Here is a 23164-nt window from a genome sequence, read left to right as displayed (position 1 = left end):
CCGCGCGCGGCCGGCCGGTCCACCCCACGCATGGCCGATGCTCAGCCCGCGCCTAAGAATGCTGGCGACACTCGCACTCATGCAGACGTCCTCACCGCCGCGGTCTCTGTCGCCCGTCGCCCTGCGCATCCGTGCCGTCCTCAACGACTGGGACCCGATCGGGGTCCATCGGATCGGGCGCGGGTGGCCCGACGACGAGTACGACGACCTGATCCTCCCGATCATGGAGGCCCTCGAGGTCGCCCCGAGCGTCGACGAGCTCGCCGCCGACCTGCGCGAGGTCGTCGAGGTCGACTACGGGCTGCCGACCCCCGACGGATGCCATGATGCAGCCCGCTCCCTTCTCGCCCTGCCCCACTGATCGCTAACCTCCGCCGACCCGCGACGCAAGCCCTGCCGGCACGTCGGGAACGGGTCCTATCGTGCGGAGCATGGTCGATCTCTCCCGCCCCCAGACGCCCGATCCGTATCCCCTCCTCCCCGCCACCGCGTCGTTCGACGTGGCCAGTGACGACGTCGTCGACGGTGAGCCGCTGAAGGACGATCAGGTGGCCGAGAAGGGCAACACCTCCCCCCACCTCCGGTGGTCGGGTGCCCCCGAGGGTACGAAGTCGTTCGTCGTCACCGGCTTCGATCCCGACGCGCCGACGCCGAGCGGCTTCTGGCACTGGGTCCTCGTCGACATCCCGGCGGACGTGAACGAGCTCGCCACGGGGGCCGCCTCCGGCGACCTGCCCGGCAACGCGTTCCACGTGCGCAACGACGGCGGCGAGAGCGGGTTCATGGGCGCCGCTCCCCCGCAGGGCGATCAGCCCCACCGCTACTTCTTCGTCGTGCACGCCGTGGGCGAGGAGACCCTCGGTGTCGACGCGGACGCGAGCCCCGCCGTGGTGTCGTTCAACCTGGCGTTCAAGACGCTCGGCCGCGCGATCCTGCACGGCACGTACCAGCACTGAGCGCGGGCCATGACGCAGCGCAGTGAAGGGTTCGACAAGGACGAGACCATCGCCGACGTCGAGGAGCGCGTGCAGGTGCGCTTCCCCGACGCCCCCGCGGAGGTCGTGCACGACGAGGCCGTGGCGGCCGTCGACAAGTACGCGGACGCCCCCGTGAAGGACTTCGTCGACATCATCGCCGAGCGCGACGCGCGCGCGGCCGTCGAGGACGCGCTCGCCTCGGACGACGAATGATCAACCGAGCTGGAGCTCGGCCTCGCTCTTCGGGTACGAACGCTGCAGCCACTCGCCGAACTTGCGGGTCTTGAGACAGTTCGAGCGGTCCGCGCAACGGATCACCTTGTCCTGCTGCGTGTAGATGCGGTACGTGTCGACCTTGCGGTCCAGCACCGCTCCCTCGAGGTTGCGGGGCAGGTTCTCCGACGGGTAGCCGACGAAATACCGGATGCCGGGGGCCACCGCCGCGTCCGACGAGAGCGCTTCGCGCACGAGAGCGCCGACGACCGAGTGATCCGGGTGATCGCCGGGGGCGAAGGCGCTGCCGCGCGGGATGTGGGTGAGCGTCGCGCTCGGCCCGACGGCATCCGCGAACTCGCGTATCGACGCGACGACCTGCCCGCGACCGACCGCGGGGCCGCCGTCCACGGGAGCGAGCGACGAGATCGCCCCGTCATACAGCTTGCTCAGGGTGGCGAAGCCCGTCTCGGAGAAGCCTCCGTCCGTGATGTTGCCGTCGGGCAGACGCACGTAGGCGACCGAGATCCGCGGATCACCGTCGGGACTGAGTCGGCGGATGTGCAGGCCGGTGTCGAGGGTGATGTCGTCGGCGTGCCAGAGCCCCTCCTGCCCGCGCATGGCGTTGTAGGCGCGCAAGATGCCGAGCTCCCGCGCCTGCACGTACTCCATACCCTTGCCGGCGTCGCCCGCGGTCAGGAAGACGGTCCGCACGCACTGGCCCGCGGCGATGGCGTCCGAGATCGTGGGATTGGCGAAGATGATGTCGTCGTCCGGGTGGGCCCAGAAGCTGAGGAGAGTGGGAGCCCCGTCGCAGACCTGGGCGGCCGGTGACGTGGGCGGAGCGGGCGTCGGCGTCGCGGTCGGAGTCGGGGTCGGCGTGGGAGTCGGCGTCGCGGACGGGGCCGACGACCCCGTGAGGGTCGGCGACGGAGACGGCGACACCGCGGAAGAAGAGGCGGTGGCGTCGATGGCCACCGGATCTCCGGCGGGCCGCAGGAGTGCGAACGCGAAGACCGCCGCCACGGCGACGAGGAGCACGGCCGCGATCGCCAAGGCGGCGATGAGACCGGCCGACCCCTCACGTCGCGCGCCGAGGAGCGGCGGCGGGACGCGGGTCATGAAGTTCCTCCGGTGGGCGGGTGGGCATGCATCCCGCGATGCGGGGGGAAATCTCGCAGGCGGCCGGCGTCGGCCGATCCGCTGCCCGAGTGTAGGGGACGCGCCCCTCGCGGGGCCACCGCGCGCGCGTGAGGGGCGCGGCGGATCGCGCTGTTGTGATGACTTCGTCTCACGTGTCGGGTGAGTTAGCGGGTGACGGCCGCGGTGTTTCAGACTCGTGACAAGTGCCGCAGGGTGACTTATGGGGTGACTCTCGCCTGTTATCGTTCACGGGGTAAGCCGAAAGGCTCGCCGGCCGGGGGGAGGAGCTGCACATCGTGACGTCCGATCTTCAGATGAGCGCCGAGACCGCGGACGCGGACGCGGACCCGCTCACTGCGCGACCCCCGCGCGAGACGCCGACGCAGGCTCCGATGTACCAGCGCGATCCGTGGCGGCGGCGTTACCGTCTCAACCTCGCGCTGACCGATCTCTTCTCCCTCACGTGGGTCGTCTACGGCACGCAGCTGCTCTGGTTCGGCCTGGGGAACGTGCAGCTCGCCACCGGTCGCGACAGCCGGATCAGCGACCTCTCGTACTGGGTCTTCTCCGCCATCCTGATCGTGACCTGGATGTGGGCGCTGTCGTTCGTCGACTCCCGCAGCGACCGGGTCATCGGAACCGGCTCCCAGGAATACGTCCGCATCGCCGACGCCAGCTTCCGCCTCTTCGGGACCGTCGCGATCATCGCGTTCCTCACGCAGATCGACGTCGCCCGCGGATACCTTCTGATCAGTCTGCCCCTCGGCATCCTGGTCCTGATCTTCACGCGATGGATGTGGCGGCAGTGGCTGGTGGCCCAGCGCTCGCGCGGTCTGTACTCGGCGAACGTGCTGCTCGTCGGGTCGCTCCCCTCCGTCACCCAGCTCGCGCGCGAGTTCGGCCGCTCGCCCAGCGCGGGGTATCGCGTGGTGGGCGCGTGCGTCCCCAACGGCAAGATCGCCGACGTCATCCCCGGGACCGAGATCCCGGTGATGGGGCACGTGGGAGACGTCACCCGCGCCCTGCAGGTCACGGGTGCCGACACGGTCGCGATCACCAGCGCCGACGACCTGCCCGCCGACAAGGTCAAGCAGATCTCGTGGAGCCTCGAAGCGGGCCGTCAGCACCTCGTACTGGCCCCGAGCATCATCGACATCGCCGGTCCCCGACTGCACACGCGTCCCGTGGCGGGGCTCCCCCTCATCCACGTGGAGACGCCGAAGTTCTCCCGCGGGCAGAGCTTCCTCAAACGCAGCGTGGATCTCGTCGCCGCGTCGGTCGGCGTCATCCTGCTGAGTCCTCTGCTGGCCTTCCTCATGATCGCGGTGCGACTGTCCAGCGATGGTCCGATCTTCTTCCGTCAGACCCGCATCGGGTTCCGTGGACGCGAGTTCACGATGATCAAGTTCCGCTCGATGGTCGTCAACGCCGAAGACCTCCTCGAGCAGCTCGCCGCGCAGGAGCGGGACTCCGGCAACGAGGTGCTCTTCAAGATGAAGAACGACCCGCGCGTCACCCCCATCGGGCGCGTCATGCGCAAGTTCAGCCTCGACGAGCTCCCCCAGCTGTTCAACGTGATCGGCGGGTCGATGTCGCTCGTCGGCCCGCGCCCCCCGCTGCCCTCCGAGGTGGCGGTCTACGCCGATCACGTGCATCGTCGATTCCTCGCCAAGCCCGGCATCACCGGGCTGTGGCAGGTCAGCGGGCGCTCCTCGCTCTCGTGGGAGGAGTCGGTCCGTCTCGATCTCTCCTACGTCGAGAATTGGACGCTCCTCGGCGACTTCGTCATCCTCGGCAAGACCGCCCGCGCCGCCCTGGCGCCGGGCGAGACGGCCGCGTGAGAATCCTGCGCTCCCTCGCGGGTCCGCGAACCGGCGTGTCCGGGTCGTGTCGATGTGTATCTGAAAGGCTCTGATCGTGCGTTTGTCTGTAGTGGGTTGCGGGTACCTGGGAGCCGTGCACGCGGCTGCGATGGCGTCGATCGGGCACGAGGTGGTCGGCATCGATGTCGACGAGCGCAAGATCGCCTCTTTGTCCAAGGGCGAGGCGCCGTTCTTCGAGCCCGGTCTCCAGGAGATCCTCACGGAGGGCATCGCCTCCGGCCGCCTGTCGTTCACCACCGACATGTCCGCTGCGCAGGGCGCGAAGGTGCACTTCGTCGGCGTCGGAACGCCGCAGCAGGCCGGTGGCCACGCCGCCGACCTGACCTACGTCGATGCCGCCGTCGACGGGCTCCTCCCCTTCCTCAGCGACGGAGACATCGTCGCCGGCAAGTCGACCGTGCCGGTGGGAACCGCCGCACGCCTCGCCCCGCGCGTGGCCGAGCGCGGCGCCGTGCTCGTCTGGAACCCGGAGTTCCTGCGCGAGGGCTGGGCCGTCCAGGACACGGTCGACCCCGACCGCCTCGTCGCCGGCGTCCCGTCCGAGGACGGCAAGCCCACCGCCGAGGGCGAGCGCACCGCCGACGTCCTGCGCGAGGTCTACCACCCCTCGATCGCGAAGGGCACGCCCTTCATCGTCACCGACTACGCGACGGCCGAGCTGGTGAAGGTCTCGGCGAACGCGTTCCTCGCGACCAAGATCAGCTTCATCAACGCCATCGCCGAGATCGCCGAGGTCACCGGTGCCGACGTCACCACCCTGGCCGACGCCATCGGGCACGACGCGCGCATCGGCCGCCGCTTCCTCGGCGCCGGCATCGGCTTCGGCGGCGGATGCCTCCCCAAGGACATCCGCGCCTTCTCCGCGCGGGCCGAAGAGCTCGGACGCGGGGAGTCCGTCGCCTTCCTCCGCGAGATCGACGCCATCAACCTCCGCCGTCGCGACCGCGCCGTCGAGCTGACGACCGACGCCCTCGGGGGCAGCGTGTTCGAGAAGAAGGTCGCCGTCCTGGGGGCCGCCTTCAAGCCCCACAGCGACGACATCCGCGACTCCCCCGCCCTCGACGTCGCCGTGCGCCTGCACGGCCTCGGAGCGCACGTCGTCCTGACCGATCCTGCTGCGATCGAGAACGCCCGTCGCATCCACCCCCAGCTCACGTACGAGACCGACCTCGACGAGACGCTCCGCGACGCGGACGCGGTCATCGTCGTGACGGAGTGGGACGAGTACCGTCGTGAACTGTCGCCCGAACACGCGGCCTCGCTGACCCGAGGGCACGTCGTCGTCGACGGACGCAACTGCCTCGATCCCGTCGCGTGGCGCGCCGCGGGCTGGTCGTACTTCGGCATGGGTCGCCCCTGACCATCCCCTCCGTCATCGCGAACGCCCCGGCTCCGGCCGGGGCGTTCGTCGCTCGCGGAGCAGCATCCCGCCGCGGATCGTCATCCCGAGAGACTCTGCTCCGACGGGCCGACGACCGAGTCCGGCGCTCCCGCTGGATCGACGTGGGAGCGGCGCCGGGGTCGTGGTCGTCGGGGGACGAACCGAAGTTCTCTCCGACCCGCGTGACGAATCCTCCCCTCCACGCGTCTGCGTAGTGACGGTCCGCTGCGGATCACCGCCGGACCCCGTGCAGAAGGAGGATGCCATGCGCAACAAGATCATCCTGATCGGCGCCGTCGCGCTCATCGCCTACGTCGTGGGGACCCGCACCCCGCGTGTGCAGGTCAAGAAGCGGGAGTCCGTCGGGCACCAGATCGTCCGGTTGTGGGACGACCCCAAGGCCCGCCGTCGTCGGCACAAGGCGGCGAAGAAAGCCGCTCGCGCTGCGCGCAAGCGCGCACACCGCACCCTGCACGACCTGCGCTCCTGACCCGGGCAGCGCAGTCCGACCGACCGGGAAGGAGTCTCATGAGCCGTATCTCTTCGAGCAAAACGGTGATCCGTTCGCGCCGCAGCGCCGCCGCCGCGATGACCGGTGGCGTGGTCATCGCGCTCATCGTGCTGCTGGGCTTCCTCCCCCTCGTGACCTTCCTCGCGGGCGCGACGGCGAGCACCGCCGGGTTGGTGCCGTTCCCCGTGCTGGGCGTGACCGCGGTCGCGCTCATCGGACTGCTCGCCATCGTCGCCTTGCTGGCGGGGTCGGTCACGCGCCGCCGCGCCCCCGCGGCGTGGGCCCTCTCGGCGACGGCGGTGGTGGTGGCGATCGTCGTGACCGCGTTCCCGCTCATCGCCGTCGTCGTGGGCTCCGTCGACCGCGTGGGAGACCTCGGTGCGGTCGTCGAACAGCTCGTGCAGCGGCTCGGTGGGGGCAGCTGACGCACCCCTGTGGATGACACGCCACAACGACGCATGCGCATGCGAAGATGCCTCCCAGGAGGAACCATGCACCTGCCCCTTGACGATCCGCCGCGAGAGCGCGGGCGATTCGACGACGACGACCTGCTGGTCGGCTTCGCGCCGAATTGCCCCGCCTGTTCCCTGACGATGCGTCCGCACTCTTCGCGCGACGGGCTCGCGTGGTGGCGATGCGGCGAATGCGCTCTTCCCCGGATCTGCTGAGCAGACGACTACGCTGACCCCGTGGGGGCCACCATCCTGATCTCGATATCCGCCGTCGTCTCGGCGGTACTCGTCGGGTTCGTCGCCCGGCGCATCCTCGGGACCGCGGTCGGGTGGCCGCGCAGCATCGTCGTCGGGCTCCTCGTGTTCTTCCTCGGCGTGCCATCCGCCCAGTGGACGCTCGGTCAGACCGACCTCATCGACACGAACGCCGTCGTCGAAGCGAACGACGCATGGCTGTGGATCGGGCTCATCGCCCTGTCGCTCGCGTGGGTCTTCGCCCTCGGCGTCGCGGCGCTCGTCGCGAGCGAGGCGATCTTCCCCACGCGCCCTCTCCCCAACCCCATCGACCTCGTCCGTGCCGCGCTCCGCCAGCGCAAGCGCACCCGCCGCTATCTCGAGATCCTGACGATCGCGTCCCGACACGGCGTGGGATGGCTGTTCCACGGCGGCCGCGCGCGCGTCGAGGAACAACTCAGCACCTCCGAGGAACGCGCGAATGCGATCGTCGCGACCATCAACGACGCGGGGGTGAGCTTCGTCAAGCTGGGCCAGGTCCTCTCCACGCGCCGCGACCTCATCCCCGAGCCGTACCTCACCGCCCTGTCATCCCTCCAGACCAACGCCACGACGCTGGCGTGGGAAACCGTGCGAGCGGTCATCGAAGACGACCTGGGCACGGCCATCGACGAGATCTACGCGCAGGTGGATCCGGTCCCCCTCGCCGCCGCCTCCGTGGCGCAGGTGCATCGCGCCGTCCTGCGCGACGGAACCCCCGTCGTCGTGAAGGTGCAGCGTCCCGCCGCGCGCGCTCAGGTCGAAGCGGATGCCGACATCATCGGCCGTCTGGCGCACCGGGCCGAGATGCGCACGCGGGTGGGCCGCGACCTGCGCATCGAATCGGTCGCCCGCGGGTTCACGAGCACACTCGTGGAGGAGTTGGACTACCGGATCGAAGCTCGCAACACCCGCATGATCCATTCCACTCTCGACCTCATCGACCGCGCGGAGCCGTCGCGCCGCGGCGTCGTGACGGCTCCGAGGGTCTTCGAGGCCGCCTCGGGACAACGCGTCCTCACGATGGACCTCGTCGACGGCGCGGCGCTGAGCGACAGTGTCGACCGCCTCGCCACGTTCTCCGCCGAGGATCGCGACCGTCTCGCTCAGACGCTGATGTCGACGGTCATCGAGCAGATCCTGGTGTACGGCGTGTTCCACGCCGACCTGCACCCCGGCAACGTGCTGCTCAAAAGAGACGGGACTCTCGGACTCATCGACTTCGGCGCGGTCGGCATCATCGAACGCAGCCGCCGACAGCACATGACCGCGCTCCTCCTGGCCGCCCTGAGCGAGAACGACGTCGCCGCCACCGATGCCCTTCTGCTGATCGTGGATCCCCCCGATGACCTCGACATGGATGCGTTCCGCCACGACGTCGGAATCGTGCTCACGACCGAGCACCTGCGCACCGACGGCCAGGGCTCGATCTTCACCCGCATGGTCGACGTGATCCGCCAGCACCACATCGCCCTTCCCGGCGAGCTCGCCTCGGCCTTCCGCAGCTTCGCCACCCTCGAGGGGTGCCTCCGCGTCCTCGTCGACGATTTCGACATGGTCGGGCGCGCTCTCCCCCTCATGCCGACGCTGCTGCGCCGGACGTTGTCCGCGAAGCGCATGGCCACCGATCTCCAAGCACAGGCCGTCATCTCGCTCGCCCGCCTGGAACGTATGCCCCAGCGCCTCGACGCCCTGTTGTCGGGCGTCGAGAAGGGGTCGATCGGCGTCACGCTCCGCAGCGACGACGGCAACGACGTCAGCGGGATCCTCGGACGCGTGACGGCCGAGGTGGCGTCGACGCTCGTGTCGATCGCGGCCGTCGTGATCGCGGTCGTCCTCGTCATCGCGGGAGGCGGTCCCGTTCTCGGCGGCTCCGTGACCCTGTTCGCCGTCCTCGGAGCGGTCATCGGCCTGTTCGGCTTCCTCGGGCTGCTGCGGATTGTCCGGAGGACGTTCACTCGACCTCGATGATGCGCCGGCCTGATTCGTCGGCGCGTCGCTTGCGATGTCGGCCTCACCGCGGCAGTACGGTGAGCGCACCACCGACCGGTGGACGGGCTCCGAAGGAGAAGTCCCATGTTCGCTCTCGCCCTCGTCCTCATCGCCGCCACCATCTGGATGATTGCCGCCCTCGCCACCGGCATCGGGCTCGGTCGGGTCATCGCCCGAGCGGATTCGGAAGCGGTGCGGGGTTCGCTACCCGCGGCGCCGAGTCTGTCCGGGACCGTGCGGTCGTGAGCAGCGGTCCGACCCGCTGACGACACTCCCGCACCCCGCCGACCCCATCGGACCGCTGCGGGGCCGAGCGTCAGGCGCTTTCCGGTCCGGGCGGGGCCACCGGAGGCTGCGGGCCGGCCGGAGGAACCGGAACGGTCTCCGCGGGCGGGGAGCCGGCCCGCTTCCGCGACATCTGCTCGCCCTCGCCCGCGGTCATCGGCCCACCCACGGGGGTGTCCAGAGCGCGTCCTCATCGCCTCGTTCGGGAGCCGCCGTCGTTTCACCCGGACGCTCGCCCGGAACGGCCGCCGCGGTCGGCGGCGCGGTCGTCCCTGCAGCGATGTCTTTCAGGATGCGACGCGGATGCAGAGCCCGCGGGTCGTATTCGCGCCAGTCCGGCGCGAGCTCGTCGAGCTCGTCGACCACCTGTGCGCGACCCTGCTGATACAGAGCGTGGATGCGACCGATGTGGCGCGGGAGAGCCCGCCGGAGCTCGCGCAACCGCTCGGGCCCCATGATCAGGCCGACCAGGACGGCCACCACGATCATCTTGTCGATACCGAGATCGAACACATCAGCTCCTCTGTGCCGAACCGGCGTCCCGCACGGCGTTCTCCTGCAAGCGGCGGAATTCCCGACGAGTGGCGGGCTGCGCGGGGGACCGCCCACCGGCGGTCAGGGCGGGGAGGGCCGCGACGGCCGCGAGGATCGACGACACCGCCTGCGTCGCCTGCCGTTCGAAAGCGAGCCAGGCGGCGTCCGGGCCCCCGACCGGATCGAGCATGTCGTCCTCCTCGGCGTCGCGCGGCGGCGCGCTCAGCCGCGCACGCGACACCGAATGGACGAGCCCCGCCCATGTCGTCGCCCGGCCGTGGACCGTCTCCGCCAGGTGGGAGAACTCGCGGATGGTGAACACCGATGAGATCAGGTCGGGGCGCAGATCGAGCACCGTCCGACGGTGCACGCGCTCCGCGCAGAGGACGGTGTCACCCGTGCGCAGGACGCCCTCGTCCAGACGCCGTGAGCGATGCCCCTCCAGGTTCAGTCCGTAGGTACGCCCGAGAGCGACCACCTTCTCATCGGCAGGAGTCCCCGGTCGGGCGAGGGTCCCCGCACTTTCGAACGTCAGGCGACCGCCGTGCCCGTCGGGGACGCGGGACGCGAGCAGGGCCGCGACGAACGCCGATCGGATTTCGTTGGCGGTGCAGACGATCAGGACGCGGTCAGTGCTCACGATCACCTCGTCTCCTCCGGCACGGTCCTCCCCGGCCGAAGAGAGGCACGGGGGTGGAGACCAGTAAAGCCGTGCTGCGAGGTGGCGCCTCACCGGTGGGCCGTTTCGCTTCCGACCGCCGGGCTGGTGAAGTCGCTGCTGAGGTCGGGCGATTGTCGATCGCATCACGGGCGACGCGCACGTGTCGACCCGAGCATGAAGGGACGGACACTTCTCGAAAGGTCAACTCATGGGAATCTTCGGCAACGCACTTTCCGGCTGGCATCTTCTGCTGATCCTCGCCGTCGTCCTGCTGCTGTTCGGGGCGTCGAAGCTGCCGGGGCTGGCGCGCAGCGTCGGCGAGTCCGTTCGCATCCTCCGGACCGAGAGCAAGGAGACCGACGCCCCCGGCGATGACACCGCGGCCGCCGCGTCGCCCGCCGTGACCGATCGCGCCGCCGAGAGCGGGCGCACATCGCCGTCGGCGTGAGTCGGGAAGCGCGCGAGCGCCGTCGGAGCGACCGGATCCGGTCGGATGGGAGAGGAGGGGCGATGCCCCTCCTCTCCCATCTTTCGGAGCTGCGGCGCCGGCTGATGATCGCGGCCGGCGCCATCCTGATCGGAGGCGTCGCAGGGTTCCTCCTGTCGGACGTGGTGATCGCAGCGGCCGCTGAACCGCTCTCGCACGTGCACGGCCCCTCCGTCGCCACTCTGAACTTCACCCGCCTGGGCGAGGCGTTCGACCTGCGTTTCAAGATCGCCCTGACGCTGGGGATCATCTTCGCCGCTCCGGTGTGGATCTGGCAGGTGTGGGCATTCCTGGTGCCCGGACTCACCTCACGGGAGCGGCGGATCGGCATCGCTTTCGTCTGCGCGGCCGTGCCCCTCTTCCTGGGGGGCGTGACCTTCGGGTGGATGATCGTCCCCCAGGTCGTGAACCTGCTCGCGGGCTTCGCGCCGGCGGCGTCGACCACCATGCTGACGGCCGGTCAGTACTTCGACTTCCTGCTCAAGCTGATCGTGGGCATCGGGATCTCCTTCGTCTCACCGCTGGCCCTCGTCGCCCTGAACGCCGTGGGGGTCCTGAGCGCGCGGACGATCATCCGCGGGTGGAGAATCGCCCTGGTGGTGATCATCTTCTTCTCCGCCATCGTCACGCCCGCCTCCGACGTCATGAGCATGCTGCTGGTTGCCCTCCCCCTCTGCGTGCTCTACCTCGGGGCCGCCGTGTGGACGTCGATGCACGATCGGCGCAAAGCGCGCCGCGCGCTCTGACGCGGCCGCTCAGGATTCTTCGACGAAGGCGCGGAGGTGTCGGTCGACACGGACAGCGTGCACGACGGCCCGTGCGGCCTCGCGAGACATCGCGATCGACACCCCGCCGGGCGCTTCGACGACGAGCCAGGTCTCGTCGTCGGCGGACCGACGAAGCAGGCCCACCTCGTAGTCGTCGAGCCGACCGGGACCGCTGCTCGCCGCGGCGCGCACGCGGAGGGCGACCGCCACTCCCTCGCTGCGATGGTCCTCGTCGTCCGCGTGCACGGTACGACCGTGATCGGTCGCGCACCACTCGAACGCACAGCGCCGGAACTCGAGATCGAAGACTTCTTGTCGGTCCATGCCGCACACCTCTCTCAGAGGACCGCCCGGGTGGGCGGGCCGAACGTGGGTGGGCACGACGTCAGTCTGCCTCGAACCTCCGACACTGCCGTCAGCGCCCGGGTGCGAGACCCTCCGGAGGCGTCGGGACGAGGTCGCGGAACGGGATGCCGAGGACCTCCGAGAGGAGGACCAGCGTGCGCAGTCGCGGATTGGCGGCCGTTCCCGGATTCGACTCGCCCTTCTCGAGCTTGCGGTAGGTGAAGGTCGCGAGTCCGGCCGCGTGCGCCACCTGCTCCTGCGACAGGTGCTTCTCGGCCCGCGCGCGAAGAAGTCGCACTCCGAGCTCTCGCGCGAACTCGGTCCAGGGGTCGGGCGATTCGCTCATGGTTCCAGCTTGAACCGCGACCAACTCTCACATGAACATGTGAACATGCTCCCCCGAAGAGAATCGACCCTACGACGGGGGCGCGACGAGATGGTGAGCTGACCGGCCACCGGGGTGATGGAGGGAGCGATCCTCGCGCATGGCGCGACGATCCCCGCGCCGGCACTCGCGCATCGGCCCGCACCAGCTCGGTGTGGGCGACGCGCCTGCGCGCCTCACCCGAGGACGTCTCCTTCGAGGCCGGGACCCGCGTTCCGATGCGGGTGGGACAGTTCCCGCGCCCACCGTCGTAGCCACACCCGGGCGACGGTCTCTTCTCGACCTCGGGGCACGGTCCGCGGAGCACAGATGAACACTTCCGTCTCAATTGTCGACTCACCCCTCACGTCAAATGACGTCACCCCTCCTCCGGCCGCGCGACGTATCCCCTGGCAACGCAGGTACGCGCGACTCGTTCTCGCGATCGACACCATCGTGGTCGCGATCGCCGTCTTCGTGTCGCAGGTCTTCTGGTTGGGTCCGCACTCCGTTGACGTCGCGTCGTCTCCGCTGGACTACACCACCCTGTCGCTCGTCCTCTCCGTCGCGTGGCTCGGAGCCCTGACCGTCGGGGGCACGCGGCATCCCCGGGTGATCGGCTACGGGATCACCGAATACCGGCTGACGCTCGCCGCCTCGTTCCAGCTCTTCGGCGCTCTCGCGATCGTGGCCTATCTGACGGGCGCCGACGTCTCGCGCGGGTACTTCCTCCTGAGCCTCCCGCTCGGAACGACCGCGCTGCTGACCGGCCGAGCCCTCTGCCGCCTCTGGCTGCGTCATCGACGCCGTCACGGCCTCATGAACGCCCGCGTGATCCTGGTGGGCGGGGCCGACGAGAACGCCCGCGTCGCCGCGGAATTGGCGGCGCAACCCGCTGCGGGACTGCAGGTCGTCGGCATCCACGAGCTTCCCGCCGAAGCCGCCGCGTGGGACGAGGTGCAGGCCGCGTCCCTCCGCCGGCTTCTGACCGACTTGCGAGCCGACAGCGTGCTCATCTCGGGCGGCGCCCTGCTCGAGGCCCGCGACATCCGCCGCATCGGGTGGAGTCTCGATCCCGGCCAGCAGCACCTGATCGTGGCCGTCAATCTCACGGACGTCGCAGGACCCCGCCTCCACACACGGCCCGTCGCCGGGCTTCCCCTGGTGCATATCGAGACCCCGCAGTTCTCGGCCACGCAGCGGATCCTCAAGCGGGCCTTCGACATCGCGGGCTCCGCGTCGCTCCTGCTCCTGCTGGCGCCCGTGTTCCTCGTCCTCGCGCTGCTCGTCCGCATGTCCGGCCCGGGGCCGATCTTCTACCGTCAGGAACGCGTCGGGCAGGGCGGAACGCACTTCGGCATGATCAAGTTCCGATCCATGATCGACGGCGCCGATGCGAGGCTGCACACCCTTCTGGCGGAGCAGGGGCGCGAGGGCACCCCGCTGTTCAAGGTGGCCGACGACCCCCGCATCACACCGGTCGGTCGCTGGCTGCGGAAATACTCCCTCGACGAGCTGCCTCAGCTGCTGAACGTGCTCGCCGGACAGATGAGCCTGGTGGGCCCCCGCCCGCAGCGCGATGCAGAGGTGGAGTTCTACGACGACGACGCGCACCGCCGGCTCATGGTGCGGCCCGGGATGAGCGGCCTCTGGCAGGTGAGCGGCCGATCCGCGCTCGCGTGGGACGACGCGATCCGGCTCGATCTCTTCTACGTCGAGAATTGGTCGCTCGTGGGCGATCTCACCATCCTCGCGCGGACGTTCAAGGCGGTGCTCGTCCCGGGAGACACCGCGCACTGACGCCGATCCACGAGAAGAGGCGCCGGCCATTTGGCCGGCGCCTCTCGCGTTGGGTGTGAGCGCTCAGGGCGTGCGGCGGCGTCGACGCCCCGCCGCGGACGCGACGGGGGCTACGAGCGTCGTCTTTTCACTCGGCGAGTCACCCTCGGCTTGGCTCACCGTCCTTCGCTGAGACAGGGTGCGCAGGCCGCTGACGTTCTCCGGGGGCAGCTCCGACGACCGCCGCCGAGGACCGGTGGACTCCTCGGCCTCTGCGGCCTCCGCGACCCGGGTTCGACGACCCAGCCGCCACCAGGGCCGCGCCTCGCCGCGTGGCGCCCCGTAGCCGTAGTACCCGCCATAACGACCCCCGTAATAGGACGAGTCGACGCCACGGAGGGGAGCCCGGTTCAGCACCACACCGAGGAGGTGGCCCCGCGTCTTCGCGATGTTCTCCGCGGCCCGGGAGAGCATGTCGTCGGTGGTCCGGCCCGCCGTCACGACGAGGACCGCGCCGTCCGCCCAGCTCGCGATGACGGCGGCGTCGGCCACCGCGAGCGTGGGTGGGGAGTCGACGACGACCACGAGATCCTCGGCCAGCTTGCGCGCCAGCGCCTGCATCCGCTGCGACCCGACCATCTCGCTGGGGTTGGGCGGGGTGCGCCCGGCGGCCACGACGAAGAGCCGGCCGTTCTCGTCCACCTGATGGGCGACCTGTTCGATCTGCGCGCGCCCGGCGAGCACGTCGGACAGTCCCACGTCGTCGGAGAATCCGAACATCCCGCCCAGCACGGGACGCCGCAGGTCGGCGTCCACGAGGATCACGGCCTGTCCGGTCGCCGCGATGCTCACGGCGAGGTTCGCCGCCGTCGTCGACTTCCCGTCACCGGGGAGCGGGCTCGTGACCACCATGACGCGTGCGGGCCTGTCCACGTCGACGTACTGCAGGTTGGTGCGCAGCTCTCGCATCGCCTCCTTGTGGGCGAACGAGCCGCGGCCGTCGCGGATGTCGTCGAAGGAGAAGACCGCGCGGCCCGACGCCAGTTCCTTGTCGACGGGCAGGATGCCGACCACGGATGCGGCGATCGTGTCGGTGATGTCCGAGGCGGAACGCACACGTCGGTCGAAAGCCCGCCGCACGAGGGCGAAGACGATTCCGGCGAGCGCCCCCACGAGCGCTCCGATCGCGACGTCGAGCTTCACGTTCGGGGAGGACGGCGACGTCGGCAACCGCGCGGAGTCGCCCGCGATCAGGCGCACGGCGCTCTCCCCACCCCGCCCCGTCTGAAGCTGATCGACCTGCGTCGTCATCCCCCGGATCCACGCCTCTGCCAGGTCGCGGGCGGCTTCCGGCGTCGAGCCGGTGGCATCCACGCGGACGTTGACGGTGTCGACGGGGTTGGAGACGTGGACCCGTTGCACCAACGCCTCGGGGGTCTCGCTCAGGCCGAGCTCGCTCTTCGCCGTCTCCGCGACGCTGCGCCAGTAGCCCATGTCGATGAAGGACTTCACTTTCGAGAGCGCGAGCTGGTCACCGGCGAGGGCGGCGCCCGTCGACCCGTCGGAGGCGACCGCGGCGACATAGCCGCTGGCGTCGGCGGTGTACACCCTGGGTTGTACGGCACTCCATGCCAACCCGACCAGCCCGCCCGCAACCGTCAGTGCGACGATCGCCTTCCAGTACGCGCGCAGGATGCGCACCACCCGCTGCATGTCCACTCGTGTCCGCCTTTCCACGCCCGCCGGACAGACCCGTCGGACCGCCCGCAGCATAGGCATGAGCCTCGCCACCGACGGACCAGCCCCTCTCCGCCGACCCGCGGGCGAGGAGCCGATCGAGTCGCCCCGCTGACGACGGATGGGGTGATGCGGATGGGGTGATGAGGGGATGACGAGGAGGATGAAAGAGCCGCCCTTGGTCTCTCTCGTCCTCCCCCTCACCCACAGGATCATTCCTGCGCGGTCGGCTACCCGCTGCGCGCGCGAACGTGTCTGCACGGAGACGTTCGGTCCCTGAACTGGAGGTAACGATGCTCATCGATGTGGACAGCCTGCCCACGAACGCGCGCTCCACCCGTCGCACGAGCCGCTACTGGGCGCCCCGCGCGGGCGCTCTCGCTCGTCTGCACGAAGCGCTGAGCGGCGACGTGGTGCTCGTGCGCGGTCCGGCCGGGGTCGGCAAGACCTCCCTGCTGCGTCAGTTCGCGGTCTCCCTCGAAGACGACCCCGAGCGCGGAGTCCAGCTCCTCGACGCAGCCCAGGCGCCGGCGATCTCCTTCCCGCGCGTCCTCGAGGCTTTCGCGGACGGGCCGTCGGTCCACGTGCTCCTCGTCGACAACTTCAGCGAGGACACGGGCGTGACGACCGAGGACCTCCTTGGCATGCTGCGCAGCGATCCCGCCCTCCGCGTCATCGTCGCCACCCGTTCGTCGACGGGGCTGGAGAGTCCGCTCGTGGCTCTCGAGTTCGACGTGCAGGTGCTCGCGGCGGAGGACCTGCGCATGACCCGCGACGAGCTCGTCGCCGTCCTCTCCCTGAACGGTGTCGAATCCACGGACAACGCCGTCGACAAGCTGGCCGAACTCACGTACGGCTGGCCCGCCCTCGTGCAGCTCGCCGGCACCCGTCTCCGCCTGGAAGGCACAGCGCTTCGGACGCAGGACGACGCCGTCGGTGCGGCCCGATACGCGGTCGCCGCCCTGACGAACGACATGGAGCAGAGACTCGCCCTGCCTGTCACGGATGAGATGCGCCTCCTCGCCGTCGCGCCCTACATCACCGCCCCTCTCGCCGAGGCGATCGGGATGGACACCACCACCGTCCTCTCTCGCGACCTCCTCAGCCGCATGCAGGCGGCGGGGCTGGTCTGGCCAGGCTCCACGCGCGTCACCCTCGCCGAACCCGTCCGTGAGCAGTGGTTGGGGGTGATCACGGCCCGCAGCCCCCAACTCGTCGCGACCGCCCGGCTCCGCCTCCTCGATCACCTGGTCGAGGGCGGAGAGCCGCTCCTCGCCGCTCAGCTGGCCGCCGACGCCGGTCAGTGGAACACCCTCGCGGGAGTCCTCCGCTCATCGGGACCCGAGATCTGGGCGCGGGATCGAGACGCCTTCGATCGTCTCGTCACGGCGCTCCGGCTGAGCGGTCCGGCGGAGCCGCGTGTCATCGGCACCCTGCTCGCTCTCGACGCCGAGACGGCGTCATCGCCGGAGACGCCGGCTCGGGCGGTCGGTGCCCTCGGACGGCTCACGGATGCGAAGAGCGCGGCCGCCGCCAACCTCGACGCCCTGATCCTCCGTGTGAGCCTGCTGCGCGCCGCGGGGCGGTTCGCTCTGGCGACGGAGGCCGCGACCCTGCTGTCCGACGCGCTCCGACGGCGCCCGGAGCTCGAGGGCGAGGCGCTGCACGAGGGCTGGTACCAGATCGGCATGACGGCGTTCGCGATGGGCAAGCTCCGTGAGGCGACGCTCGGGCTGGGGCAGGCGGAACGCACAGCACCTCCGGCTCGACGTCTGCGCGCCCGCGGAGCCCTGGCGATCATCGCCCTCCTCGAGGGCGACGTGCGCGCCGCGCGGCGCATCATCGATGACAATCGCGCAGACCCGTGGTTCGCGTCGCCGTGGGGTGAGGGGATGCGCATCGCCGACGCCTGGCTGCTCCTCGAGACGGGCGACGCCGCAGAGGCCCGGACACGCTTCGATGCGATCCCGGCGACGGAGGGGGCGCGCGAGCTCTGGCCCTTCGCCGCGGCGGCGCACACCCTCTCATTCCTCCTGTCGGGCGCGGCGTCGGATGCTCTCGGCCTCCTGCGCGCCTGGGCGGGTCGCGCGCGCAGCACGCCGCCCTCGCACTATCAATCCACGCAGATCCTCACCGCACGAGCCAAGGTGCTCATCGCGCTCCGCCAGGCGCGCAAAGCGCTGGCGCTCTTCGAGGGACCGTTCGCGCTCTCGCCCGTCACGGCCCCCGCGATCGCCCTGTCGCAGTTGTACGCGGGTCGCACGCACGAGGCCTTCGTCATGAGCGTGAAGTGGGGCCTGCACCACGAGCCGTCCGCACGCGCGGCGCTCGAGAGCCTCGTCGTGAGCATCGTCGCCGATGTCCGCCTCAACGGCGTCGACGCGCACCGCACGGCGGTCCAGCGAGCGGAGGCGCTGAGCACGCGACACGACCTGTGGGGTCCGTGGAGCGCGGTCGCACCCGAGGACCGCGCCCTGGTGCTGCGGCTGCTGTCTCCCGCTGCGCGCGCCCAGGTCGCGGAACGGACGTCGTTCTTCGCGTCGTCGGTGAGCGTGCCGCACCTCACCAAGCGCGAGCAGGTGGTCCTCGCGCACCTGACGCCCACCTCGACCATCGCGGACATCGCGCGCGCTCTCGTCGTCTCCCCCAACACGGTCAAGACGCAGCTGCAGAGCCTCTATCGCAAGCTCGAGGTGTCGGACCGGTCGAGCGCGATCCGGGCCGCCCACGCCTGGGGGCTCATCGAGGGCGACGGGGAGGGGTGAGCGGGTGGTCGCGCCGCCGTCGACGCGACCACCCCACCACTGCGCGTACGACGAAGAGGAGGACGAAGACGATCACGACACCGGGAACGGTGAGCGGGATCCCGGCTCCGCGCACGACCGCCAGCACGACGATCAGCGCCGCGACGGGAAGGAGCAGGGCCGCCGCCCGCTTCAGCTGTCGGAGCGTCAAGAGGGCCCTGCCCCGACGGCGCGGCGCTCCGGGGACCACGTCAGAACCCCCGTCCGTCTCGCCACGCCGTTCGGAGCTCGCTCGCGATCTGCGATCCGAAGACGCCGAACCAGGCGATCGCCAACGTCGCCGCCGTGAACTCCAGGTTGCCGCCCAGCACGGTGTCGCCCCGGAACAACGCGAGCATGGCGCCGGTGAACGAGGTCGCTCCGACGGCGATGAGGATCAGCACACTCGCCCCCCTCATCCAGGGGCGCCGCCGCACGAGGGCGACCTGCCCCATCGCGACGATGGCGAGAACGAAACCGATGACGGCGAAGGTGATGTGGACGAGATCCTGCGGCAGCGCTCCGGGCGTGAACGGGACCGGACACCCCGGTGAGCAGGTGACGGCCGACGCGATCCCGAAGCACAGGCCGCACAGAAGCAGTGTCGTCGCGATGGGCCAGCCGACGTCGTAGACGTCGTTCGGCCCGCGGTGGAGGGCTCGATCGACGAGAACCGCGGCGACGGCCAGGAGCAGCAGCGCCAGATTGAACACGGGAGCCGTCGGCATCCCCGTCGCCCCCAGCTGACTGACGTAGTGCACGCTGGGGTCCCACAACCGGCAGACCCAGATCAGCGCCGCGCTCACGAACGCGGCGGCGGCACCGACCGCAGCCTGGATGACGGGGCGGCGCGTGAGGGCGGTCGGGCGGATGCCGGCCGGCCGGTCGACGGTCTCGGTCAAGGGCTCCTCCTGGATCGGGCTCCGCCACATTATCGTTCCGTCCGCCTCCGGTCCGTGGAGAGGGGATGATGTGCGCATCGTCCGGGGTGATTTCGGCGGGAGGGCTCCGGCATCCGCTCTCGTCCGCATCGGATGCTGGGACTGCGGGCAGGGCGACCGCGTCACCGTGCGAGCCGGGGGGCCGTACCGTCGGACCGTCGCTCTGCCCGCACCCCTCGCCGCCTCGCGAGGTGTGCGGAGAGCCCTGTCGCCGTCGTCTCGACGCGGGTTCCCCCCTCCGGGAACAGGCGAATCCGCGGGTGAGAATCGACGCTCCCGGCGGCTCATATCGCCCCCGACTGAGAGGCTCGGGGGGAGCGGACGTCGCGTGGCTCTCCCCCAGAACCTCACTCCCGACGACTCCGCTCGTCCATGGATGCGCGGCCCCGGCCACGGCACCCGGCCGCAGGGCCGCGCATCCTCTCGAACCCACGACCCGACGACCGGCACGAGACCGGATCGGGGCGTGCGGGGGTGCGAAGACCCAGGAGGAAGACGTGACCGAGCGAACCGACGGCATCCCGGGCACTCCCGACCAGGACCGCTCGCACGAGGACGCAACGGGCGACTCCGCTCTCGACGCGCTGTTGAGGTCGGTCGGGGGCGGCGACGAGGGTCCGGTCTTCCCCGTCGGGTTCCGCGGATACGACCGGGATGCGGTCGACGAAGCCGTCCGCGAACTCGGCGAGCGCCTCCGGCGCAGCGTCGAAGAGGCGCACGATGCGAAGCTCCGGGCCGAAGCGATGTTCGCTCAGCAGCGGGCGGAGCACGACCAGGAACTCGCGGAGGCCACCCGTCGGCACACGGAGGAGAACAGCGCACTCCGCGAGCAGCTGCGTGAGGCCGCGGCCCGCGCCGCGGAGGCGGAGACGCAGGTCTCGGCACTCTCGAACGAGTTCGCCGCGCGCCGGAGCGACGATGACCCCGAACAGGGCCGCCAGCAGTTCGACGCGATCCTGCGCGTCGCCGAGGAGCAGGCGTCGGTCCTCGTCCAGAACGCGGTCGGGCAGGCGGAGCGGCTGCTGGCGAGCGCCCACGCCGAGGCAGCGGCGATCCGCGACGACGCGGTCTCCGAGCAGGCTCGCCTCCGCGCGGAGGCGCAGCACGACGCCGATCAGGTCCGTCTCCGCATCGAGACCGAGGCGACCGCGCACGCGGCGCGCCTGGAGCGCGAGGCGGCTCACGCCGCCGAGCGCGTCTCGCAGGCGGAGCGGGAGGCGGTCGCGGTCCGCACCGAATCGGAGAAGGGTGCGGCCGCCCTTCGGTCCCTCGTGTCTCGGGAGACCGCCGACCTTCGCGCCAAGGCCGAGCGCGACGTCCGCGAGATGACGGCACGAGTCCTGGAATTCGAGGAGTCCCTGACCCGACGACAGGACGAGGCGCAGCAGGAGTTCCTCGTCCTGCACGACCAGGCCGTGGCGCACGCCGAGCGGATCACCTCAGACGCGAGCGAGCAGGTCGCGGCGGCCCTCGAACACGCGCGACGCATCGCGGCACGGGCCGACGACTACGAGCGTCTCGCCCGCGCGCAGGCGCAGCGGGTCGAGGCCGACGCGCAGGTGCGCGCTCGGGAGATCCTCGACGCGTCGCGCGATCGGGCCCAGACGATCGCCGACACGATCACTAAGCATGCGGCCTCGGTGCTCCGCGACGCGGAAGACCGCACGCGCGACCTGCGCTGGCAGCAGCAGCAGCTCGGCAGCTTCATGGCCGAGATGAACGAGCTGCTCCGCGCCGTGCCTCGCGGCGGCTCCGACGGACGCGACCTCGGCGACGATGACACCGCGGATCCCACCGCGACGGACGTCTCCGACGTCGCCGACGGCGACGCGCAGGATGCGGTTGAGAACCCGGAGAGCGCAGCGGCATCCGTCGACGACGGGGAGTGAGCGCCGAGCCGTCTCGGCTCCGACCCGCGCGGAGCCGACTAGCGTGGAATGATGCGCACCGTTCCCCTCGGCTCCTCCGGTCTCTCCGTCCCCAACGTCGTGGCGGGCATGATGCGGATCGACGACAAGACCGATGCGGAGGTCCGCGCGCTCTACCAGGCGTCGCGTGACGCCGGCATCGACTTCTTCGATCACGCCGACATCTACGCGCGATCGCTGCACTCCGCGGAGGAGCGCTTCGCTCAGGCCCTCTCCCTGAGCGGCGCGGAGCGCGCCGAGATCCGTCTGCAGACCAAGGCGGGCATCGTCCGGGAGGGGCCGTACTTCGACTTCTCCTACGAGCACCTGGTGTCGTCGGTCGAGGGCTCCCTGCGGGCTCTGCGCACCGACTACGTCGACGTCCTGCTGCTCCACCGGCCCGATGCATTGGTCGAGCCCGATGAGGTGGCCCGCGCCTTCGACCACCTCGCGGAATCCGGGAAGGTGCGGGCGTTCGGGGTCTCGAACCACACGCCCCGCCAGATCGACCTCCTTCGCACCGCGGTGCGCCAGCCGATCGTCGCCAATCAGGTGCAGCTGTCGATCGCGCACGCGCCCGTCGTCGCGCAGGGTCTCGCCGCGAACATGGAGACAGCCTCCCAATCCGCCGTTCTCGACGGCGGCGGCCTCGTCGAGTACTGCCGCATCGAGGGCATCACGATCCAGGCGTGGTCCCCCCTGCAGGGAACACGCGGCGGGGGCGGGGTCTTCCTCGGTCATCCCGAGTACGCGGAGCTCAATCGGGTGATCGACGATCTGGCCGGCCGCTACGGCGTCGAGCCCCTGGCGATCGCGGTGGCATGGATCACGCGGCATCCGGCGGGGATGCAGGTCGTGCTGGGCACGACGACGCCGGCGCGGGTCATCGATGCCGCCGCGGGCTCCGACATCCCGCTCACCCGGGCGGAGTGGTACGCGCTCGTGCGGGCCGCGGGGTACGTCGTCCCCTGAGCGCGCCGCTGGTCAGTCGCCTCGGCGGCCGCGCCGGCCTCGTGAGATGACGACGATCGCGCCGATGACGACGACGGCCGCTCCCAGGAGTGGAACCAGCACGAAGGCCAGTCGTCCCGCCTCCGCCTCGGAGTCCGGTTCAACCTGCTCAGCGACGGTGGCCGACACGGGGGATGCCACGGACACGACGTTGCTGTGGACACCCACCGCATCGGTGGCGGCGGCGAAGGCCGGTGCGGGAGCGAGCGCGATCGTGCCGGCGAGGAGAGCAGAGGTCATGAGGGGGGTTCTTGCGATGCGCACGGCGCACTCCTTCCATCGGGTCGCCCACGATACGTATGCTCCGACCGGGAGGCCCCACGGTAGACGGCGGGCGCCGGGAAGGATATGGCGCCGAACCGGTCGCCTAGGCTGACCTCGACGACCCACGAGAGGAGATGACGCGTGGCGCGAACGCAACGCCCCTGGGGCGCCGTCCTCAGCGGAGTCGCGGCCGCGGTCCTCGCGACCCCAACGTTGGTCTTCCCCGCCGACTCGCCCACCGAGCCCAAGCTCGGCTTCTTGGCGGTCGGGGCCCTCATTTTTGCCGGTGCGGTGGTGAGGATCCGAGCCGAGGGTCACGGCGCTGACGCCACCCCACCGGGCGAGGTCGTCACCGAGGACTGAGGGCTTCGAGGGCCTCCGCGGTGATGACCGAGATCGGTTCAGTGGGGAGCTCCCACGATGCCAGGGGTTCCATGCAGATGTTCCGTTCTTGGGTGTCCGGGCGGGCGATCG

The 23164-nt window shown here is 70.5% G+C and carries 26 protein-coding genes; 17 read left to right on the top strand and 9 right to left on the bottom strand.

Annotated elements, in window-relative coordinates:
• Nucleotides 1-79: 79 nt before the first annotated feature.
• The 3 genes from Q0818_RS03190 to Q0818_RS03180 all read left to right on the top strand — a co-directional run bounded on the left by Q0818_RS03190 (nucleotide 80) and on the right by Q0818_RS03180 (nucleotide 1190).
• Nucleotides 80-361: a hypothetical protein gene (locus Q0818_RS03190; RefSeq protein WP_298871276.1), complete on the top strand. Its 282-nt coding sequence runs from the start codon at nucleotides 80-82 to the stop codon at nucleotides 359-361.
• A gap of 70 nt (nucleotides 362-431) precedes the next feature.
• Nucleotides 432-956, top strand: a complete 525-nt coding sequence (locus Q0818_RS03185; RefSeq protein ID WP_298871274.1) for a YbhB/YbcL family Raf kinase inhibitor-like protein — start codon at nucleotides 432-434, stop codon at nucleotides 954-956.
• Nucleotides 957-965: 9 nt separating this feature from the next.
• On the top strand, nucleotides 966-1190 hold the full coding sequence (locus Q0818_RS03180; RefSeq protein ID WP_298871272.1) for a three-helix bundle dimerization domain-containing protein: 225 nt from the start codon (nucleotides 966-968) through the stop codon (nucleotides 1188-1190).
• Here Q0818_RS03180 and Q0818_RS03175 read toward each other — a convergent pair whose 3' ends face one another.
• Complete coding sequence (locus tag Q0818_RS03175) at nucleotides 1191-2312, bottom strand: PIG-L family deacetylase (protein ID WP_298871269.1); 1122 nt, start codon at nucleotides 2310-2312, stop codon at nucleotides 1191-1193.
• 317 nt (nucleotides 2313-2629) lie between these two features.
• Here Q0818_RS03175 and Q0818_RS03170 point away from each other — a divergent pair, with 317 nt between their 5' ends.
• The 7 genes from Q0818_RS03170 to Q0818_RS03140 all read left to right on the top strand — a co-directional run bounded on the left by Q0818_RS03170 (nucleotide 2630) and on the right by Q0818_RS03140 (nucleotide 9071).
• Nucleotides 2630-4174 (top strand): sugar transferase, encoded by a 1545-nt coding sequence (locus Q0818_RS03170; protein ID WP_298871267.1) that lies wholly within the window; start codon nucleotides 2630-2632, stop codon nucleotides 4172-4174.
• A 76-nt stretch (nucleotides 4175-4250) separates the two neighbouring features.
• On the top strand, nucleotides 4251-5576 hold the full coding sequence (locus Q0818_RS03165; protein ID WP_298871265.1) for a UDP-glucose/GDP-mannose dehydrogenase family protein: 1326 nt from the start codon (nucleotides 4251-4253) through the stop codon (nucleotides 5574-5576).
• Nucleotides 5577-5862: 286 nt separating this feature from the next.
• Nucleotides 5863-6087 (top strand): hypothetical protein, encoded by a 225-nt coding sequence (locus tag Q0818_RS03160; RefSeq protein WP_298871262.1) that lies wholly within the window; start codon nucleotides 5863-5865, stop codon nucleotides 6085-6087.
• A gap of 38 nt (nucleotides 6088-6125) precedes the next feature.
• Nucleotides 6126-6533, top strand: a complete 408-nt coding sequence (locus tag Q0818_RS03155; RefSeq protein ID WP_298871260.1) for an MFS transporter permease — start codon at nucleotides 6126-6128, stop codon at nucleotides 6531-6533.
• 66 nt (nucleotides 6534-6599) lie between these two features.
• Nucleotides 6600-6776 carry a hypothetical protein gene (locus Q0818_RS03150; protein ID WP_298871257.1) on the top strand — a complete coding sequence of 59 codons (177 nt, stop codon included), beginning with the start codon at nucleotides 6600-6602 and terminating at the stop codon, nucleotides 6774-6776.
• A 21-nt stretch (nucleotides 6777-6797) separates the two neighbouring features.
• Nucleotides 6798-8804 (top strand): AarF/UbiB family protein, encoded by a 2007-nt coding sequence (locus tag Q0818_RS03145; protein WP_298871254.1) that lies wholly within the window; start codon nucleotides 6798-6800, stop codon nucleotides 8802-8804.
• Nucleotides 8805-8909: 105 nt separating this feature from the next.
• The gene (locus tag Q0818_RS03140; RefSeq protein ID WP_298871251.1) at nucleotides 8910-9071 is read left to right on the top strand and encodes a hypothetical protein; all 162 of its coding nucleotides are present in this window, start codon (nucleotides 8910-8912) and stop codon (nucleotides 9069-9071) included.
• A gap of 192 nt (nucleotides 9072-9263) precedes the next feature.
• Here the strand turns inward: Q0818_RS03140 and Q0818_RS03135 are convergent, their stop codons facing one another.
• A complete protein-coding gene (locus Q0818_RS03135; RefSeq protein WP_298871248.1) occupies nucleotides 9264-9623 on the bottom strand; it encodes a hypothetical protein in 360 nt (119 codons plus the stop codon).
• Between the two features lies 1 nt (nucleotide 9624).
• Entirely contained in the window at nucleotides 9625-10284 is a 660-nt protein-coding gene (locus Q0818_RS03130) for a hypothetical protein (RefSeq protein ID WP_298871245.1), read from the bottom strand.
• Between the two features lie 229 nt (nucleotides 10285-10513).
• On the opposite strand from Q0818_RS03130, the gene tatA reads away from it, so the two are divergent.
• Entirely contained in the window at nucleotides 10514-10753 is a 240-nt protein-coding gene (gene tatA / locus Q0818_RS03125) for a twin-arginine translocase TatA/TatE family subunit (protein ID WP_298871242.1), read from the top strand.
• A 62-nt stretch (nucleotides 10754-10815) separates the two neighbouring features.
• Nucleotides 10816-11538 (top strand): twin-arginine translocase subunit TatC, encoded by a 723-nt coding sequence (tatC, locus tag Q0818_RS03120; RefSeq protein ID WP_298871241.1) that lies wholly within the window; start codon nucleotides 10816-10818, stop codon nucleotides 11536-11538.
• A 9-nt stretch (nucleotides 11539-11547) separates the two neighbouring features.
• Here the strand turns inward: tatC and Q0818_RS03115 are convergent, their stop codons facing one another.
• Nucleotides 11548-11883, bottom strand: coding sequence for a hypothetical protein (locus Q0818_RS03115; protein WP_298871239.1), 336 nt, complete (start codon nucleotides 11881-11883; stop codon nucleotides 11548-11550).
• Between the two features lie 91 nt (nucleotides 11884-11974).
• A complete protein-coding gene (locus Q0818_RS03110; protein ID WP_298871238.1) occupies nucleotides 11975-12250 on the bottom strand; it encodes a helix-turn-helix transcriptional regulator in 276 nt (91 codons plus the stop codon).
• Between the two features lie 348 nt (nucleotides 12251-12598).
• Between Q0818_RS03110 and Q0818_RS03105 the strand changes: the two genes are divergently transcribed.
• Complete coding sequence (locus Q0818_RS03105) at nucleotides 12599-14068, top strand: sugar transferase (RefSeq protein ID WP_298871236.1); 1470 nt, start codon at nucleotides 12599-12601, stop codon at nucleotides 14066-14068.
• Nucleotides 14069-14131: 63 nt separating this feature from the next.
• On the opposite strand, the gene Q0818_RS03100 is transcribed toward Q0818_RS03105, so the two are convergent.
• Nucleotides 14132-15760, bottom strand: coding sequence for a polysaccharide biosynthesis tyrosine autokinase (locus Q0818_RS03100; protein ID WP_298871690.1), 1629 nt, complete (start codon nucleotides 15758-15760; stop codon nucleotides 14132-14134).
• 317 nt (nucleotides 15761-16077) lie between these two features.
• On the opposite strand from Q0818_RS03100, the gene Q0818_RS03095 reads away from it, so the two are divergent.
• Entirely contained in the window at nucleotides 16078-18549 is a 2472-nt protein-coding gene (locus tag Q0818_RS03095) for a LuxR C-terminal-related transcriptional regulator (RefSeq protein ID WP_298871235.1), read from the top strand.
• Here Q0818_RS03095 and Q0818_RS03090 read toward each other — a convergent pair.
• Together Q0818_RS03090 and Q0818_RS03085 are read right to left on the bottom strand one after the other, a co-directional pair.
• Nucleotides 18524-18739, bottom strand: coding sequence for a hypothetical protein (locus Q0818_RS03090; protein WP_298871234.1), 216 nt, complete (start codon nucleotides 18737-18739; stop codon nucleotides 18524-18526). The two genes, Q0818_RS03095 and Q0818_RS03090, sit on opposite strands and share 26 nt — an antisense overlap.
• 40 nt (nucleotides 18740-18779) lie before the next feature.
• Nucleotides 18780-19469, bottom strand: a complete 690-nt coding sequence (locus Q0818_RS03085) for a DUF998 domain-containing protein (RefSeq protein WP_298871232.1) — start codon at nucleotides 19467-19469, stop codon at nucleotides 18780-18782.
• Nucleotides 19470-20005: 536 nt separating this feature from the next.
• Here Q0818_RS03085 and Q0818_RS03080 point away from each other — a divergent pair.
• Both Q0818_RS03080 and Q0818_RS03075 read left to right on the top strand, forming a co-directional pair.
• The gene (locus Q0818_RS03080) at nucleotides 20006-21397 is read left to right on the top strand and encodes a cell division initiation protein (protein ID WP_298871231.1); all 1392 of its coding nucleotides are present in this window, start codon (nucleotides 20006-20008) and stop codon (nucleotides 21395-21397) included.
• 51 nt (nucleotides 21398-21448) lie between these two features.
• Nucleotides 21449-22387 (top strand): aldo/keto reductase family oxidoreductase, encoded by a 939-nt coding sequence (locus Q0818_RS03075; RefSeq protein WP_298871229.1) that lies wholly within the window; start codon nucleotides 21449-21451, stop codon nucleotides 22385-22387.
• 12 nt (nucleotides 22388-22399) lie between these two features.
• On the opposite strand, the gene Q0818_RS03070 is transcribed toward Q0818_RS03075, so the two are convergent.
• The gene (locus tag Q0818_RS03070; RefSeq protein ID WP_298871227.1) at nucleotides 22400-22666 is read right to left on the bottom strand and encodes a hypothetical protein; all 267 of its coding nucleotides are present in this window, start codon (nucleotides 22664-22666) and stop codon (nucleotides 22400-22402) included.
• 165 nt (nucleotides 22667-22831) lie between these two features.
• On the opposite strand from Q0818_RS03070, the gene Q0818_RS03065 reads away from it, so the two are divergent.
• Complete coding sequence (locus Q0818_RS03065) at nucleotides 22832-23053, top strand: hypothetical protein (protein ID WP_298871225.1); 222 nt, start codon at nucleotides 22832-22834, stop codon at nucleotides 23051-23053.
• Nucleotides 23054-23164: the final 111 nt, after the last annotated feature.

The sequence above is a fragment of the uncultured Microbacterium sp. genome, assembly GCF_947489255.1.
Classification (GTDB): domain Bacteria; phylum Actinomycetota; class Actinomycetes; order Actinomycetales; family Microbacteriaceae; genus Microbacterium; species Microbacterium phycohabitans.
The sequence above is the reverse complement of the archived record's forward strand: the minus strand, read 5'-3'. Positions and strand labels throughout refer to the sequence as shown.